The organism is Phyllobacterium sp. CL33Tsu (genome assembly GCF_900113985.1).
GTDB lineage: Bacteria > Pseudomonadota > Alphaproteobacteria > Rhizobiales > Rhizobiaceae > Phyllobacterium > Phyllobacterium pellucidum.
Genome location: NZ_FORJ01000002.1, coordinates 565156 through 580329, shown reverse-complemented (window position 1 = coordinate 580329; position 15174 = coordinate 565156). Strand labels below are relative to the sequence as shown.

Here is a 15174-nt window from a genome sequence, read left to right as displayed (position 1 = left end):
AAGTGCGAAATGAACCAAGGTGGAAACTGCTCGGCGGCGAAAATCGCCACCGACGCGCTTTTAAAGTCAAACAATCTCAAAAATCTCTCGTCCCTGCAAAAGCCCCGCTCAGAAACTTTTTCTTTGAAAATGCCGATAATGGCTGTTTTGTTGTTGAATTCGATTGGTGCTAAAAACTCTACAATCGACAGGATGCATGATCCGCGCTCCGGTTTTAAGAACTGGATCCAGGGGTGGCCGCTTGGCTGCAGCGAGCCACCGCTTCGTGAGAAGGACGCTTGTAGGTGGAGCGGAAGCGTTCTAGCGTGCTTTTCAGAATGACGCTCTCCGACGTGATCACCGATCCTACTATTCAGGCCGGGACACTTGCGGCTGCGGGTGCATTTGTCTCGCGGGTGGCGCTACGCAACAACCCGACATGGCACCTGATCTTTCAGGTTACGTTTTTTGTGGTTTTGACTGTGCTGCTGCTTTACCATGATATAGTGCCATATCAGGCAGGCCCGCCCACGGCCTCCGGCGTCCAGAAAATATTCATTGGAATCGCAAAGGTTATCTGGTGGATCAACGCTGCCTGGGCGCTCGTTGGATTCGCCCGTGTGTTCCTGATCTTTGAACGGCGCCCACGCGAAGGGCGGCTGATACAGGATCTCGTCGTCGGCATTATCTATCTGGGAGCGGTTCTCTCCGTCGTCGCCAATGTCTTCAGCCTTCCCGTCGGCACGCTTATCGCCACATCGGGCGTACTTGCCATCATTCTTGGCCTTGCCCTGCAAAGTACATTGAGCGATGTCTTTTCGGGCATCGCCCTTAATCTTGGAAGGCCGTACGTCATAGGTGATCTGATTGTGCTTGGCGATGGCACCGAGGGCAGGGTTGTCGAAACCAATTGGCGTGCAACACATCTTCTCAACAATAAAAACGACCTCGTGATCCTGCCAAACAGCGACCTTGCAAAGGCAAGGTTGATCAATATCAGCAGCCCTGACCGGAGCCACGGCGTGAGTATCACCGTGCGTTTTTCGCCCACCACCAGGCCCTCGGCTATTGCAGATCTCATGCGCTCGGTTCTCTTGAGCTCCACCACGATATTGAATTCCCCCGAGCCCGGTATTCAGATCAAATCGCTCGATGGTTCGGCCGTCGAGGTGGAATTGTTCTTTCGCGTGACTGACATCGCCAGGGCCGGAGAAGCGCAGAATGAAATATTCGATCTGATCTATCGGCACAGTCTGGCGGCCGGTCTACCGTTGGCATCAGCTGTAGGCGAGCATGGCTCCCTGCCAGCCAAGACGGACACGCTGTCCACTATGCGCTCAACACAAATGCGGCTACTCGATGCGATGCCACTCTTCAAAACACTCACCGAGGACGAAAAGGAAGTTCTAGCCAACGCCATGTCGCGTCGGACCTTCCACAAAGACGAGGTTGTCGCCGAACAGGGCTGCGAGATGAAATCATTGGTGATAGTTCGGACGGGTGTTCTGGTCGTTACCCGCAAGGAAGAACGTCGGCAGCTCGAATTGAACAGGCTCGCGCCTGGGGATTATTTCGGCGAAGCCAGCCTCCTGACTGGAGCTGGAGAGACCGGTTCCGTACGCGCCCTTGCCTACACCGTTGTTTACGAGATCGCCAAGTCTACCTTGGCTCCGCTGCTGCACGATCGACCAAGCCTGGTGGAAGAACTCAGTCTTATTCTATCGCGGCGCGCCGAAGCGGAGAAGCATCTGTTCGGTAACAGTGACGAGATTGCAGGCATTCATGCGGTCCCGGGTTTGGTGAAGAGGATCCGGCACTTGTTTGAGATTGGAACGGCAATAACCTGAATTCTTAAATGACACGTGACCCAGACCCAAGTAGGTGTACCGGCCGTCATGAATGCACCGTCGGGAATGCGGCCGCCGGGCGCTGTCACTTTGTTTTTTAAAGAGCTGATACGCTTGCTGAAAAAGCAGGGCTTTTCACCAAGCAGACGCGTCGAGGAAGGCCGACGCTTCGGCTCCGTTTCGAGGAGACCGATTACTGTGAGCGCGAAAGGTGTCAATGGGCGTTGAACTTTTGACTCCTTTGTGGATGAGGTCAGCACTTGCCCGACGCTGGTCGGGTTGCAGAGGGTCCGCAAGTGCGGCGACAGCACAATACTGTTGGCGTTGGCGGCCAACATGGAGCAGCACTATCAGGAAGAACCAGCCAGCCTGGCTAAATCTTGCTGCGACTAGCGCGGGACGGAAATAATATCCGAATGCAACGCCTCAGACAGTGTTCGAGAGTGTACCCAATCTAGTATCGACTATTCGTCGCTCTCCAGCGGCAGCTTTCGGGGAGTCCAACAGATAGTGGAATGACCTACTTGAGGTCGCTTGCCGAATGGCGGCTATTCGCCGAGCCGCCCCGATAAGGGACCGACGGCTTCCGGCCCCGTTCCAGACGGGCAACAATGCGCCTTGATCTCGGCCTTTGAGTCCAGTTCCGCGACGTCCCAAAAGCAGTCCTTCAACCCAAACCGACTCAATGTCGTTAACGGGCGGGGAGCTGTCGCGACCGCGCCGCCAATTTCAGCCATCACAATGCGCCAGTCGATCTCTAAACTTGCTAATATGTCGAGGTTGAACTGGGCGCTGCTACGACAGGCGGATATTCCGTTTCGGTACTTAAGCCGCTTGCCTAGCTTAACGAAAAAAGAATTCCATCCCGTGCTCACATGCTTGACCGTCTGCACGCTATCGGAATGAACACGAGACAGCACTGTACGCATCGCCGAAATCGAGCGATGACCAACCGCGCGTCGCAAGCCGACCTATGACGCGGTGTGCTGAATCGAGAGGGTACTACGAGAAGCCTGTCGGGCCATCACCGTTGAGGAGGTAATTCTAGGGCCTCAAGATGCAGCCACCCCAAACCAACCCAGCAATGATACAAAGATACGAAACAGCGACGCAACCGGCGCTTAGGCGCTGAAAGAAATAGCCTTTCCGCTCGTACATGGCTTTGGTAGGAAGCGCCTCCATATACGGGTACTGCTCCCACGAAAGGTTCATTGCGCCATGGGCGTGCATGAAAGAGCGCTGGGCGAACCAAGCAAAGCCGGACGAGGCACCAGCCAATACTGAGCCTGCGGCAATACAAAGGCTGGCCAGAGAAGTGATTTGAACAATAATACCGTTTGTGCGTCGGATGAGCCGCGCAGCACGCCAAGAAAAGCAAAGCAGCGAGCACCGCGCCGCCATTAGTCAGCGCCGCTGTGCGAATCGCCTCTAAGCCGAAATCAATCGAAGCGCGGAACAAATCCTTGCCGGACTGGTCAAACGATGCGTGGGCAGCCAGTGCTTCTTCACGGGCAATTCTCCATTTTCGCAATTCCATCGAATCGTCGTGGGAATATTCCATTGTACCTGTTCTATGCGCACGTCCGCACTGGTCAGCAACCCTTGGCAGGAAAGGGTTGAGAAGCCGTTAGTACGTGCTCAAAGCATGAACATTTTTTCTAGCAAAAATTACATTTGGATTACATTTCAACCTTTTCAAAACAAAAAAGTATTTGGTTTCAAATAGCTTAGCCGAATGAGTAATTACGCTTAACAGATGATGAGCGTGAGCGCGCCTCGTCGATGTTGTTCTGATTGCATATTTTTGCATGCTGCATCGAATCTTAAGCCGTGATACTCGTTGCAAACAGCGTTTGGTGCGAGGGGCGGGACGATGAGAAAACTTGGTTTGCTGGTTTTTCTTGTCGCGCTGGTTGCGCTGGCCAATGCCTTTTTCGCGTCGTGGGTTACTATCAACAGGGACGATCTGGCGATATCCGTCAGCCAGTCCGGCAGTTGCGTTCGCCCGGCAATACCGAGTTTCTGGCGCAACTATAGAGGGTACCCCGATTACGACAACGAGCTGATCTCCGACTATTTCGGCATCTATGCCGCTTACGCTTCCAACGTCTACGCGCCATCGAACCGGGACCGTTTCAATCTCAAACCAGAAATATTCGGCTGGGCTCCGCAGGGCGGGCCGATCATCCGGCCGGGTGGGTTCTACGCTGAGCTTTTCTACAAGCGCAGCCCGGTGCGGCTTTCGGTAATGCTCGTCATCAGAGGCAAGGACAGCGCGTTCAACCTGCCGGATCTGATCAGCGAGAACACCTTGTTTACCCAGATGATCAATCCGTGGGATCAATACAGGACTGTGCGCAAGGAGTTTTCGCGTATCCGCCGTGAGGCGCAAAGCGGCTCGGCGGGCCTGCCGGTCGAATATATCGTCGTCGGTCATGGGCTTGGCGGCGGACTTGCACGCCACCTTGCGGCAGCGTTCCCGTGTACTGCGGCGATTACCTTCGATTCCACCTTCGTTTCCAACAATCGGCGCCTGGCCGAGCCCTATGACGGCCAGGTCGTCGATCTCTTCGCCGACAATGATTTGCGCTCGCGGCTCGCAGTTTTGCCAAATCCGCGCGCCTTCTTTCGCATATCGCGAGTCCACCAATGGTACCGCGTGCGCAATGCCGGAGATTTCTCCGGTCCCGCCGGCATGCAGAGGGCTGCCGTTGCCATGGCACGGATCCCGGTCATGTGCCTGCTGCGCGATGATTGCGAGTTGAAGCGACCGACAAGCGGCGATAGCGGCGAAGAGAACCCGCAAAGCGGGCGTTCGGCCGCGGAAATGTCGATGCTCTTTTGCCTCGCGGGCCCAGGTTCAGCCGGCCCCAAAGCCGACCTTTGCCAGTAGGTCAGGCGTGGCGGCGGATTACTGAAATCCAGGCAAAGCCGCGATAAAGCCTATGGATTTCGGCCTGCGCATTGGAGGCCAGGGCAATCTCGCTTGCAACATCGAACAGGTCGTTGCGAGGCGTCACGTGGTACCATTCGAGCCATTTATAAAGCCCGCGCCGCGCGAAGGCAGGCAGATCGCGCAGATCGCCGAAATCGACAACATGCAGCGCGCCACCCGGCGTGAGATGGTTGATCGCTTCGCGCATCACCGCCTGCCATTGCGGGATCATCGATACGGCATAGGAGATGAAAATCCGGTCGAACTCGCGCCGCCCGAGGATCGCTTCAGGTTCGAACTTTGCCGCGTCGGCATAGGCGAGCGTGGCGCGATCACCAATTCCTGCAGCAGCTATCTTCTTGCGTGCCGTTGCCAGCATTTCATTGGAAATATCAATGCCGTAGAGCGAAGTCTTAGGATAAGCCCGCCCGGCAAGCACGAGGTTGCGGCCTGTACCGCAGCCGATCTCCAGGATACTGCCACGCTCGGGCGGGGTGAGCCCGGCAAGCATCGGGTCGCGGCCAAGCAGATAGTATTTGCGGGTAGCGTCATAGAAGTGACGCTGATGCCGGTACACCCGGTCCATCAGCGGGCCGTGTTCAATCTTGGCAAACATCAGGCGCGGTCCTTGCGAAGGTAGAGATGAAAGCCGCCATAGATCGACGAGCGATCGCGCTCGTGCAGTGCGCGGGAGAGTTCTTCCTGATAGTCCCAGCTATTAAGCAACGTATCGTCGACGCGGCCAGGCAGGATCGTAGGCTCGGCGGCCGTGCGGAAAATGACGCGTGCGCCCGGCGCGGCAGTGCGGGTGATCTCCGCCCATAGTTCATTGAGCTGGGTGTCGTTCATCCAGTCCTGCGCATCCAGAAGAATGAAGCGATCGACCGAGGCGTCGGGTTTTGCCGCGAGGAACTCGGTGAAGGAGGCATTGACGACGTTCATCCGGCTGGCGCGGTCGCGCACGGTGGCAAAATTGCTGCGAGAAAGGTAGGGCGGCAACGGACCGGTCTCGGCATTGTCGCTGTAGCCGCGGCCAAAGGCCTGCCAGGCAAAATAGTTTTCCGAGAGCGGAAAACCGCAGGCGAGCTTTTCCAGCCTGCCGCGCAGCACCTGCGCCATATTGCCATCGCCGGCGGTGGCGAGCGCATCATATTGCTGCGGAGGAATGCCTAGTCCGAACAGCGACGACTTCCGCTTCGTCGCCCAGCGGATCATGCGCTTGTCGAAGAGCGGGGCGAGGGCTGTATCGAAATAGGCACGCTGCTCCTCCATGGTGGATGCCTTGAGCAGATCGCGCGGGTCGATGCCGTACAGCCTGGCAATTCGATGCCCCATGCCGATGAAGAGCCCGAGCAGCCCGTGCCGATAGAGGTCGCGTGAGAAGATGGTGATCCGACGCCGGCCGGAAAGCATGCGCTTTTCCCAATAGGCGCGGCTCGTCGCGTCGAGATGCGGCTGGATGAAACGCTCATAGGCAGCAAGGTTGGCCCTGTCGTCAGCCGTCCCATAGAAGCGGTAAAAGGCGTCGTAATTGGGCAGGCGGGCAACTGCTGCGAGCTTAAGCCGGTTGAAGGCGACATGAGCGGTGTTGAGGTCGACGGCTTCGACGCTGGCCGGATCGGCCGTCAGATAGGACATGGCGTTGCAGCCGCCAGAGGCAATGGTGACAATCCGGTGGCCAGGCAGAATCTGCAGTGCCTCCATGTCCACCTCCGGGTCTTCCCAGATTTGCGGATAGACCAGCCCCTTGAAGACATGGGCGAAGAGGCGTTCCGAAAGGCCGGCCTTCGAAAGGAGCCTGTTTTGCCGGACCGCCTTGTTGAGCTTCTCGTTGCGCGGAGACAGTGCGTCGGATTGTCTAGCAAGCGGCATCTAATCGAATCCCCTTTATTGGAAATTCCTGCCCGCCTAGCATCCCGATGTAACAAATGGGTGACGCACGCCCTTATAGCGACTTGCCAAGTTGATTCAATTTAAGCGGGCAAGTAATTGAGCTTGCACGGCCAGGAAGTGTGACAGCCGTGCAAAGGCAATTTAACAAGTGCCGTCATTTCCGTGTTTTATCAACGTTTCGTTGACGCCGCTGCGCCAAGCCAGTTTCAGCGCAAATCCAGGCGCCCATGACGCCTAACAGGGCACGTAGACATCAGGATCGCGCTTGTCGGTGCGTGCCGACTGGCCTAAAGAAATTATATGCAAATTCACCGATTCGTGGCTGCCCTGTCGGCCCGCATTGTATCCGGAAGTGACGTAGAATGAGCCAGCGTTTGGTTGCCACGATTACTCCGCCCGGTCGCAGGCTGATCGGCCAGATTACTCCTCCTGGCTCGAAGTCGATCACAAACAGGGCTCTGCTGCTGGCGGCAATGGCGCCTGGCAATAGCCTTATCCGCGGCGCGCTGAAGAGCGACGACACACGCTATATGTCCGCGGCTATGCGCGACATGGGCGTGATGGTCAGCGAGCCTGACGAAACCAGTTTTGCATTGACCAGCAGCGGCCGCCTTTCTTCACCTGCGGTTCCGCTATTTCTAGGGAATGCCGGCACCGCTACCCGCTTTATCACGGCAGCGGCGGCGGTCGTGGACGGAACGGTCATCGTCGATGGCGACGATTATATGCGCCTCCGACCGATCGAACCGCTCGTTGTAGCGCTGCGCGCTGCGGGCATCGACATCTTCAGCCAAGCTGGCTATCCGCCAGTGACCGTGCGCGGCACTGGCCGCCTGAAAACCAGCCGGATCGAAATCGATGGCGCGCTATCGAGCCAATATGTCTCAGCTGTGCTGATGATCGCGCCGTTTGGCGAGGGGCCGATCGACATCATACTATCTGGCCCCGCTATCGGGGCGCGCGGCTATGTCGATCTGACACTTGCGGCAATGGAGAAGTTCGGCGCAATGGTGGAGCAGACATCAGATGCAAGTTGGCGCGTCCAGCCGACCGGCTATATCGCCACCGATTTCATAGTCGAACCTGATGCGTCTGCAGCTACTTATCTGTGGGCGGCGGAAGCGATCACGAATGGTTCAATTGACCTAGGCATGCCGGTGGAGGCATTCACCCAACCCGATGCCAGAGCAATGGCCACTATCCGACAGTTTCCGCGGTTGCCGGCTGTCATCAACGGCGCGCAGATGCAAGACGCGATACCTACGATCGCGGTCTTGGCGGCGTTCAACGAAACACCGGTGCGATTCAGCGGGCTATCCAATCTGCGCGTCAAGGAATGCGACCGCGTGTCGGCGCTAGCTGCGGGGCTCAACGCAATTCGCCCAGGCCTCGGCATTGAGGAGGGAGACGATCTGCTTGTCGCCTCGGACCCGGGTTTGCAGTCAAGCTTTTCCGAGGTCGACATCGATACCCATTCTGACCACCGCATCGCGATGAGCTTCGCGCTGGCCGGCCTCAAACTGCCAGGCATCAACATCCTTGATTCCGGCTGCGTGGCGAAAACCTATCCAGGTTACTGGAACGCCCTGCGTTCGCTAGGGGTCGCGGTCAAGGAAACGTCCCCCTCATAGTATCTTGGCGAGTATCGTTCAGGAGACCGGATTCTCGGGTATCTGGGCATCTGGACCGCCGGTGTCGAGCGCGCTTGGCTTTCGCGATGCCAGCGCGGCGTCGTCGACGTGTACCTTGAGTGAAAGCTTTTTGCAAAGGTGAACTCATTTCATCGGCGAGCGTCAGTCTCTGGCGGACATGCGCGAAATTCGTCGGCCGCATCAGTCCGCCAAGGACTCGCAGCGCCTTCGACCGTTATTTTGTTCGCGCCAAATGCCTCGATGATGAGGGGCGGGCAAGTAATTGAGCTTGCACGGCGAGGAAGTGTGACGGCCGTGCAAAAGGCAATTTAACAGGTGTCGTTCGTTTCGTGTTTTATCGACGTTTCGTTGCCGCCGCTGCGCCAAGCCAGTTTCAGCGTAAATCCAGGCGCAGGTGCTCGTCGTCATAGGACTTGCCGTCGTAGCGCAATGCATCCTTCTCAAAACCAAAAACTGTAAATCCGAGACCAAGATAGATATTGCGCGCGGAGAGGTTAGTTGCCATGACCGTCGCATGAAGAACACCGACATGCTGCCTCGCATGTTCGATCACGGCCGCAGTCAATCGTCTGCCCAAGTCATGACCTCGCCAGGCGGGATCGACGAAGACTCCCCATAGCAGGCCTACGTGACGCTTCTTGGCTTTGGGACTGACGGCAAAGCCGGCAAGGCCAACGAGCTGGTCGCCGGCGAAGGCGCCAAACACCGCATTGGGCTGCGCCTCCAGCATCGAGCGTATTTCGGCGATGTCGCGGCCGCACTCTTCCTCATAGCTCGAACCAAATGCTTCGGGTGCAGTCTGCAGGCAATGCAGCCGCAGGGCCTGGAAACGCTCCGCATCGTCGCGGGTGAGGCGCCTGACAGCAATCTGCATAGGTTCAACCATCATTCTTTCCATAACCGCCTGGGGTGGGTGTGGTGAGTATCACGGCTTCACCGGCGTCGAGGACGGTCTGGTCGCAGGCTTTGAGCGTTTCGGTCTCTCTATCGTTGCGACGTACTTGCGTCTTGCCTGTCTCGCCATTGCCGCCGCCGTCGAGGCCTTCGGGCGGCCGGCTGCGATGCGACGACAGGATGGCGCAATCCATCCGTTCGAGGAAACGGATCGTCCGCTGCGTGCCGTTGCCGCCCGGGAAAGTCCCGGTGCCGCCGGAACCATCGCGGATATGAAAATCCTCGAGCAGGACCGGGAAGCGCATTTCGAGGATTTCGGGATCCGTGAGGCGTGAATTGGTCATGTGCGTGTGGACGGCGGCGGTTCCGGCAAAGCCGGTGCCGTCGTTGAAATGGCCGGCGGGCGATCCCGAGCAGATCGTCTCGTAATATTGATAGCGCTCGTTGCCGAAGGTCAGATTATTCATCGTCCCTTGCGAATTCGCCATCGCGCCCAAGGCGCCAAACAGGGCGTTGGTGACATGCTGCGATGTTTCAACATTGCCGGCAACGACGGCCGCCGGGTAGGTGGGCTTCAGCATCGACCCATCTGGGATGATGATGTCGATAGGACGCAGACAGCCGGCGTTCATCGGTATCGCGCCTTCGACCATGACACGGAATACGTAGAGCACCGCAGCGCGCGCCACAGGCTCCGGCGCATTGAAGTTGTTTTTCATGACCGGTGACGTGCCGGTAAAATCCACCGTTGCCCGGCGCTCGTTGCGATCGACGGTAATCTTCACCGCAATCGTCTGGCCGGTGTCGGTCTCGTAGCTGTATTCGGATTGCTCGGGCAGCCGGTCGAGCACGGCCCGCACACTCTCCGCCGCATTGTCCTGGACGTGGCCCATATAGGCTTCGACCACGCCGAGCCCGAACTGGCCGATCATCTTCTTAAGCTCAGCAACGCCTTTTTCGTTGGCCGCGATCTGCGCCTTCAGGTCGGCGATGTTCTGATGGACATTGCGCACAGGGAAGGGGTGATGGGTGAGAAGCGCGGTCAATTCCCGTTCACGAAAGCGGCCACGCTCGACGAGACGGAAATTGTCGATGAGAACACCTTCTTCATCGACGGTCGTCGCGAGCGGCGTCATCGATCCCGGCGCGGAACCGCCAATATCGGCATGATGGCCACGTGAGGCGGCGTAGAAGAGAATGTTTTTTTCCGCATCGTCGAAGACCGGTGTCACCACAGTGATATCCGGGAGGTGCGTGCCGCCATTATACGGAGCATTGAGGGCAAAGACATCGCCCGGATGGATATCGCCGGCATTGAGCTTGATGATCGTCTCGACCGAGCGGTCCATGGAGCCGAGATGCACGGGCATGTGCGGTGCGTTGGCGACGAGGGCGCCGCTGCCGTCGAACACGGCGCAGGAAAAATCGAGACGTTCCTTGATGTTGACCGAATAGGCGGTGTTCTGCAGCGTCACGCCCATCTGTTCGGCGATCGACATGAAGAGATTATTGAAAACCTCGAGCATGATCGGATCGGCTTCGGTGCCGAGCGCGGCCGTGCGAAGCTTCTTTTCGGCCCGGCGCATGAGGACATGGTTCAAGTCCGTGATCTGCGCGCGCCAGCCTGGCTCGACGACGATGGTCTGATGCGGCTCGATGATCAGGGCCGGACCCTTGATCTCATGCCCGGGCGCGAGGTTTTCGCGCCGGAACGCCGGAGCCTCGTGAAACGCACCGCCGGAGAAAATCCGGCATGTGTTTTCGTGCTGCGGTTCTGCCGCAACCGGGGCCTGCTTCTTTTCGACTTGCGTCTGCTCGCGGGAATCCATGCCCTCGACGCCGACGGCTTCGACCACGATGCCCTTATTGTCGTATATGAAGCCGAACTGGGCCTTGTGAGCAGCTTCGAAGGCAGCGCGCGCTCCATCAATCGCAAAGGCGCTGAAATCGATGGGGATCGTCGTATCGGTTCCGTCATAGCGCAGATGCACGATGGGACGCGCCGCAATTGCCTCGGCCGGAACACTCTGGCCTGCAAGTTCGGTCGTTACGGCAGCCGACAGGCGCGCAACGAGTTCGCGAATTTCCTTAAGGTTTTCAGAAGAAAGCGGTTTGACCAGCGCCTGTTGCCGTGACGCGAATATCGAGGAAAGGCCGATACCATAGGCTGAGAGCAGGCCGGAGAAGGGATGGATAAGCACCGCTTCCATGCCGAGCGCGTCGGCAACAAGGCAGGCATGTTGCCCGCCCGCGCCGCCGAAGCAATTCAGGAGATAGCCGGTGACGTCGTAGCCGCGCTGCACCGATATCTTCTTGATCGCATTCGCCATATTCTCGACTGCGATCGTCACGAAACCTTCGGCAACCTCTTCCGGCGTCTTGCCGTCGCCGATATCTGCCGCAAGCTTCGCAAATTTTCTCGCAACGATCTCAGCATCGAGCCGCTTGTCTTGGCCGGGGCCGAAGATCGCCGGAAAATATTCGGGCCGCAGCTTGCCGAGCATGACATTGGCGTCCGTAACCGCAAGCGGCCCACCGCGCCGGTAGCAGGCGGGGCCGGGATTGGCACCTGCCGAATCGGGACCGGCCTGGAAGCGCCCCGCGCTGTAGTGCAAAATGGAACCGCCGCCTGCGGCGACCGTATGAATGCGCATCATCGGCGCACGGATGCGCACTCCAGCGACTTCCGTATCGAAGGCGCGCTCATAATCCCCATCGTAGTGGGCGACATCCGTGCTGGTACCGCCCATGTCGAAGCCGATCACCCGGTCGAACCCCGCAAGCCGTGCCGTCTCGACCATGCCGACGACGCCGCCCGCAGGACCGGACAAAATGGCGTCCTTGCCCTGGAAGAGATCGGCTGCCGTCAGCCCGCCTGACGACATCATGAAGGAGAGGCGCGGCCCCTGTTCCGCCCCGTCGCCCGCGCCAAGCTCACCGGCAACCCGATCAACGTAGCGGCGCAGGATTGGAGACAGATAGGCATCGACGACGGTGGTGTCGCCACGCCCGACGAGCTTGGCGAGCGGCGAAACTTCATGGCTGACCGACACCTGTCCGAACCCGAGGTCCCGCGCCACCCTGGCTGCAAGCTGTTCGTGTGCCGGATAGTTCCAGGCATGCATGAAGACGATCGCGACAGCATCGATCCCATCCGCTTTGGCCCCGGTCAACAAGTCGCGTATCTGCGCGGCATCCGGCGCAACTTCCACTGTGCCGTCCGTTCGCACCCGCTCATCGATTTCGACCACGCGCTCGTAGAGCTGTTCGGGAAGAATGATTTCCTTCGCAAAGATGTCGGGCCGCGCCTGGTAGGCAATCCTCAGGGCATCGCGGAAACCGCGTGTTATGACGAGCAAGGTCCGGTCGCCCATGCGCTCAAGCAGCGCATTGGTTGCGACAGTCGTCCCCATCTTCACCTCGCCGATACGTTCGGACGGTATGTGATCGCCTGGCTCGACGCCGAGGAGTTCGCGAATGCCCTGGATGGCTGCGTCCTTATAGGCTTCGGGATTCTCCGAGAGGAGCTTATGGGCATGAAGCTGCCCAGCCGGATCGCGCGCAATCACATCGGTGAACGTGCCACCGCGATCGATCCAGAAATCCCATCTGTCCTTCACGGGCAGCCTCCGTCTTCAGGTGATTCGGCGGCGCGGAAAAAACCTCGCACATGCCCCAAGTGAGAATAAGCCAAACGGCAACAAGCGCAATCATGGAAGATTCTACGTTAAGATTTGCGCGAAACCGTTGATATCCACGGGAAAATTAACTGAATGCGCAAACAAACCGCCGCCAGCCGCCAATTCGTTTTAAGCTAAGGCGAGGGGCCAGTTTTAGCGATGGAGAGGAAACGATGAAGAACAGACTTTTTGTGGCGATGGCGACAGCCTCACTTCTCGTGCTTGCCGGTTGCGGCGAGAGCGAACAGAAATCGGAACAGGCTCCGGCGAAAACCGAAGCGCCGGCTCCGGCTCCGGCTCCGGCTCCCGCCCCGGCACCAGCGCCTGCGCCTGCTGCCCCGGCGGCAACCGAGACGCCTGCGGCTCCCGCTGCCCCTGCCGCGACACCCGCAACGCCGATGAATGCTCAAGACACGTTGAACAAGCTGAAAGAGCAGGCAGCGACCATGACGCCCGAGCAGAAGCAGTCAGCGGTGGCGACGGCGCGCAAGGCTGCGGAAGACGCTGCCAAATCGGCTGGTCAGACCGACGACCAGGCCAAGGTTGCTGCCGACGAGGCGGAGAAGGCGATCAAGGACGCCCTCGGCATGCAATAGCGCTTGCCTTTCGGCCGGGCGCTCCGCCGTCCGGCCGACGGTGGTGCGCGCCATGCGGCAACGCGTCCACCGCCGCGACATTGATATGGCTCTCGCATTTGCGAATGAATTTGAATAAAACGAAGTCATGTCGATTTGGCGCCGCATCAGCGATTTCATTACCAGCACTGCGATCGATGCATTCTCGAGCATCATCGAAGCCGTCCGAACCACGTTCGAGGGCGATCCGGAGACGCGCCGGCGCGTGGCTTTCTCCATTGCGATGATTGCGCTTTCGGCGAAGATGGCAAAGGCTGACGGCGTCGTGACGCAGGCCGAGGTGAATGCGTTTCACGAAATATTCCACGTCCCGCCGCAATATCAGGAGCAGGTTACAAGCCTCTACAATCTCGCAAAGCAGGACGTAGCCGGCTATGAGGCCTATGCGACGCAATTGTCCGGGCTTTGCGGCACCGGCAAGCCCAATTGCAAGATGCTCGAAGACATCCTGGATGGGCTCTTTCACATCGCCAAGGCTGACGGCGCCCTGCATGACAAGGAACTTGTTTTCCTCGGAACCGTGGCTGAAATCTTTCAGCTCGACGAGGAACAGTTCGACCGGATACTCGCGCGCCATGTCGGCCTAGGGCAGACGGACCCTTACCGGGTCCTTGGCCTTTCGCACGGCGTCAGTTTCGAAGAGGCCCGCAAGCAGTACCGCGCGCTGGTGCGTGAGAACCACCCGGACGTTCTGATCGCTCGCGGCGTGCCGGAAGAATTCATCGCCATCGCCAACCAGCGCATCGCAGCGATCAATGCCGCCTGGGACCGGGTTGAAAAAGACCTGAAGGCGTATGAGCGGGTTTAAGCCGGACCACCTTTCCGCCGACGTCCATGCCTCGCCCAATTTCGGGCCGCGCAAGGATGGCAAGCGACCGTCATATCTCATATTGCACTATACGGGCATGGAGACCGGCGAGGCCGCACAGAACTGGCTCGCCAATCCCCAAAGCGAAGTCTCCGCTCACTACGTCGTCCACGAGGATGGGCGGATCGTGCAGATGGTGCCCGAGAGCGAACGGGCGTGGCATGCAGGCCAGAGCTTCTGGAAGGGCGAGACAGACATCAACTCCTGCTCCGTCGGTATCGAGATCGTGAACGGCGGTCCGCTTCTCGGTTTTCCCGATTTCGAACCCGTTCAGATCGATGCCGTCATAGACCTTTGCAAGGGCATTGTATCCCGCCATGGCATCCGGCCCGAAGCGGTGCTTGCCCATTCCGACATCGCTCCGGCGCGCAAGATCGATCCCGGCGAGAAGTTTCCCTGGCCTGTCCTTTACGATGCCGGCGTCGGTCACTGGGTGAAAGCGTCGCCGATCAGAGGCGGGCGTTTCTTTACGCTCGGCGATCAGGGCCAGCCGGTCGAGGCTTTGCAGTCCATGCTGGCACTTTACGGCTATGGCGTCCCCATCGACGGGGTCTTCGGAAACGCGACACAATTGGGCATTTTAGCGTTCCAGCGCCATTTTCGCGCCGAAAAAGTCGATGGAGTCGCCGACATGTCAACTATCGAGACCCTGCATCGACTACTTTATTCGCTGCCTGCTCTCTCTGCGTAAGCGTTTGAACCAAAAAAACTTTTCCGGCTCGTTTTGTGCAATGCAACCTATATATATCAATGGGTTACATTTTGTTATTTGGCCGATCAATATTCGGCTG

Annotated in this window: 12 protein-coding genes; 7 read left to right on the top strand and 5 right to left on the bottom strand. The window is 58.4% G+C overall.

What is annotated here, in order from left to right; genetic code table 11:
• The first annotated feature begins 9 nt into the window (after positions 1-9).
• Together BM074_RS22725 and BM074_RS12420 are read left to right on the top strand one after the other, a co-directional pair.
• Positions 10-321 carry a hypothetical protein gene (locus BM074_RS22725; protein ID WP_139217658.1) on the top strand — a complete coding sequence of 104 codons (312 nt, stop codon included), beginning with the start codon at positions 10-12 and terminating at the stop codon, positions 319-321.
• Positions 306-1826 carry a mechanosensitive ion channel family protein gene (locus tag BM074_RS12420; RefSeq protein WP_091922327.1) on the top strand — a complete coding sequence of 507 codons (1521 nt, stop codon included), beginning with the start codon at positions 306-308 and terminating at the stop codon, positions 1824-1826. The genes BM074_RS22725 and BM074_RS12420 overlap by 16 nt, the downstream gene beginning before the upstream one ends.
• Positions 1827-2374: 548 nt before the next feature.
• Here BM074_RS12420 and BM074_RS12415 read toward each other — a convergent pair.
• A complete protein-coding gene (locus tag BM074_RS12415; protein WP_139217657.1) occupies positions 2375-2755 on the bottom strand; it encodes a hypothetical protein in 381 nt (126 codons plus the stop codon).
• A 944-nt stretch (positions 2756-3699) separates the two neighbouring features.
• Here BM074_RS12415 and BM074_RS12405 point away from each other — a divergent pair.
• On the top strand, positions 3700-4719 hold the full coding sequence (locus BM074_RS12405) for a hypothetical protein (protein WP_027231921.1): 1020 nt from the start codon (positions 3700-3702) through the stop codon (positions 4717-4719).
• Between the two features lies 1 nt (position 4720).
• Here BM074_RS12405 and BM074_RS12400 read toward each other — a convergent pair whose 3' ends face one another.
• Both BM074_RS12400 and BM074_RS12395 read right to left on the bottom strand, forming a co-directional pair.
• A complete protein-coding gene (locus BM074_RS12400) occupies positions 4721-5377 on the bottom strand; it encodes a class I SAM-dependent methyltransferase (RefSeq protein ID WP_091922321.1) in 657 nt (218 codons plus the stop codon).
• Positions 5377-6633 (bottom strand): BtaA family protein, encoded by a 1257-nt coding sequence (locus tag BM074_RS12395; protein WP_091922319.1) that lies wholly within the window; start codon positions 6631-6633, stop codon positions 5377-5379. The genes BM074_RS12400 and BM074_RS12395 overlap by 1 nt, the downstream gene beginning before the upstream one ends.
• 383 nt (positions 6634-7016) lie before the next feature.
• Here BM074_RS12395 and aroA point away from each other — a divergent pair, with 383 nt between their 5' ends.
• Positions 7017-8285, top strand: coding sequence for a 3-phosphoshikimate 1-carboxyvinyltransferase (aroA, locus tag BM074_RS12390; RefSeq protein ID WP_091922317.1), 1269 nt, complete (start codon positions 7017-7019; stop codon positions 8283-8285).
• A gap of 394 nt (positions 8286-8679) precedes the next feature.
• On the opposite strand, the gene BM074_RS12385 is transcribed toward aroA, so the two are convergent.
• Positions 8680-9192 carry a GNAT family N-acetyltransferase gene (locus BM074_RS12385; protein WP_175498999.1) on the bottom strand — a complete coding sequence of 171 codons (513 nt, stop codon included), beginning with the start codon at positions 9190-9192 and terminating at the stop codon, positions 8680-8682.
• The gene (locus BM074_RS12380) at positions 9185-12820 is read right to left on the bottom strand and encodes a hydantoinase B/oxoprolinase family protein (RefSeq protein ID WP_091922313.1); all 3636 of its coding nucleotides are present in this window, start codon (positions 12818-12820) and stop codon (positions 9185-9187) included. The genes BM074_RS12385 and BM074_RS12380 overlap by 8 nt, the downstream gene beginning before the upstream one ends.
• Before the next feature lie 233 nt (positions 12821-13053).
• Here BM074_RS12380 and BM074_RS12375 point away from each other — a divergent pair, with 233 nt between their 5' ends.
• The 3 genes from BM074_RS12375 (at position 13054) to BM074_RS12365 (ending at position 15074) form a co-directional block, all read left to right on the top strand.
• Complete coding sequence (locus BM074_RS12375) at positions 13054-13476, top strand: hypothetical protein (RefSeq protein ID WP_091922311.1); 423 nt, start codon at positions 13054-13056, stop codon at positions 13474-13476.
• 127 nt (positions 13477-13603) lie between these two features.
• Positions 13604-14323, top strand: a complete 720-nt coding sequence (locus BM074_RS12370; protein WP_091922309.1) for a J domain-containing protein — start codon at positions 13604-13606, stop codon at positions 14321-14323.
• Positions 14310-15074, top strand: coding sequence for a peptidoglycan recognition protein family protein (locus BM074_RS12365; protein WP_091922307.1), 765 nt, complete (start codon positions 14310-14312; stop codon positions 15072-15074). The genes BM074_RS12370 and BM074_RS12365 overlap by 14 nt, the downstream gene beginning before the upstream one ends.
• The last annotated feature ends 100 nt before the right edge of the window (positions 15075-15174 follow it).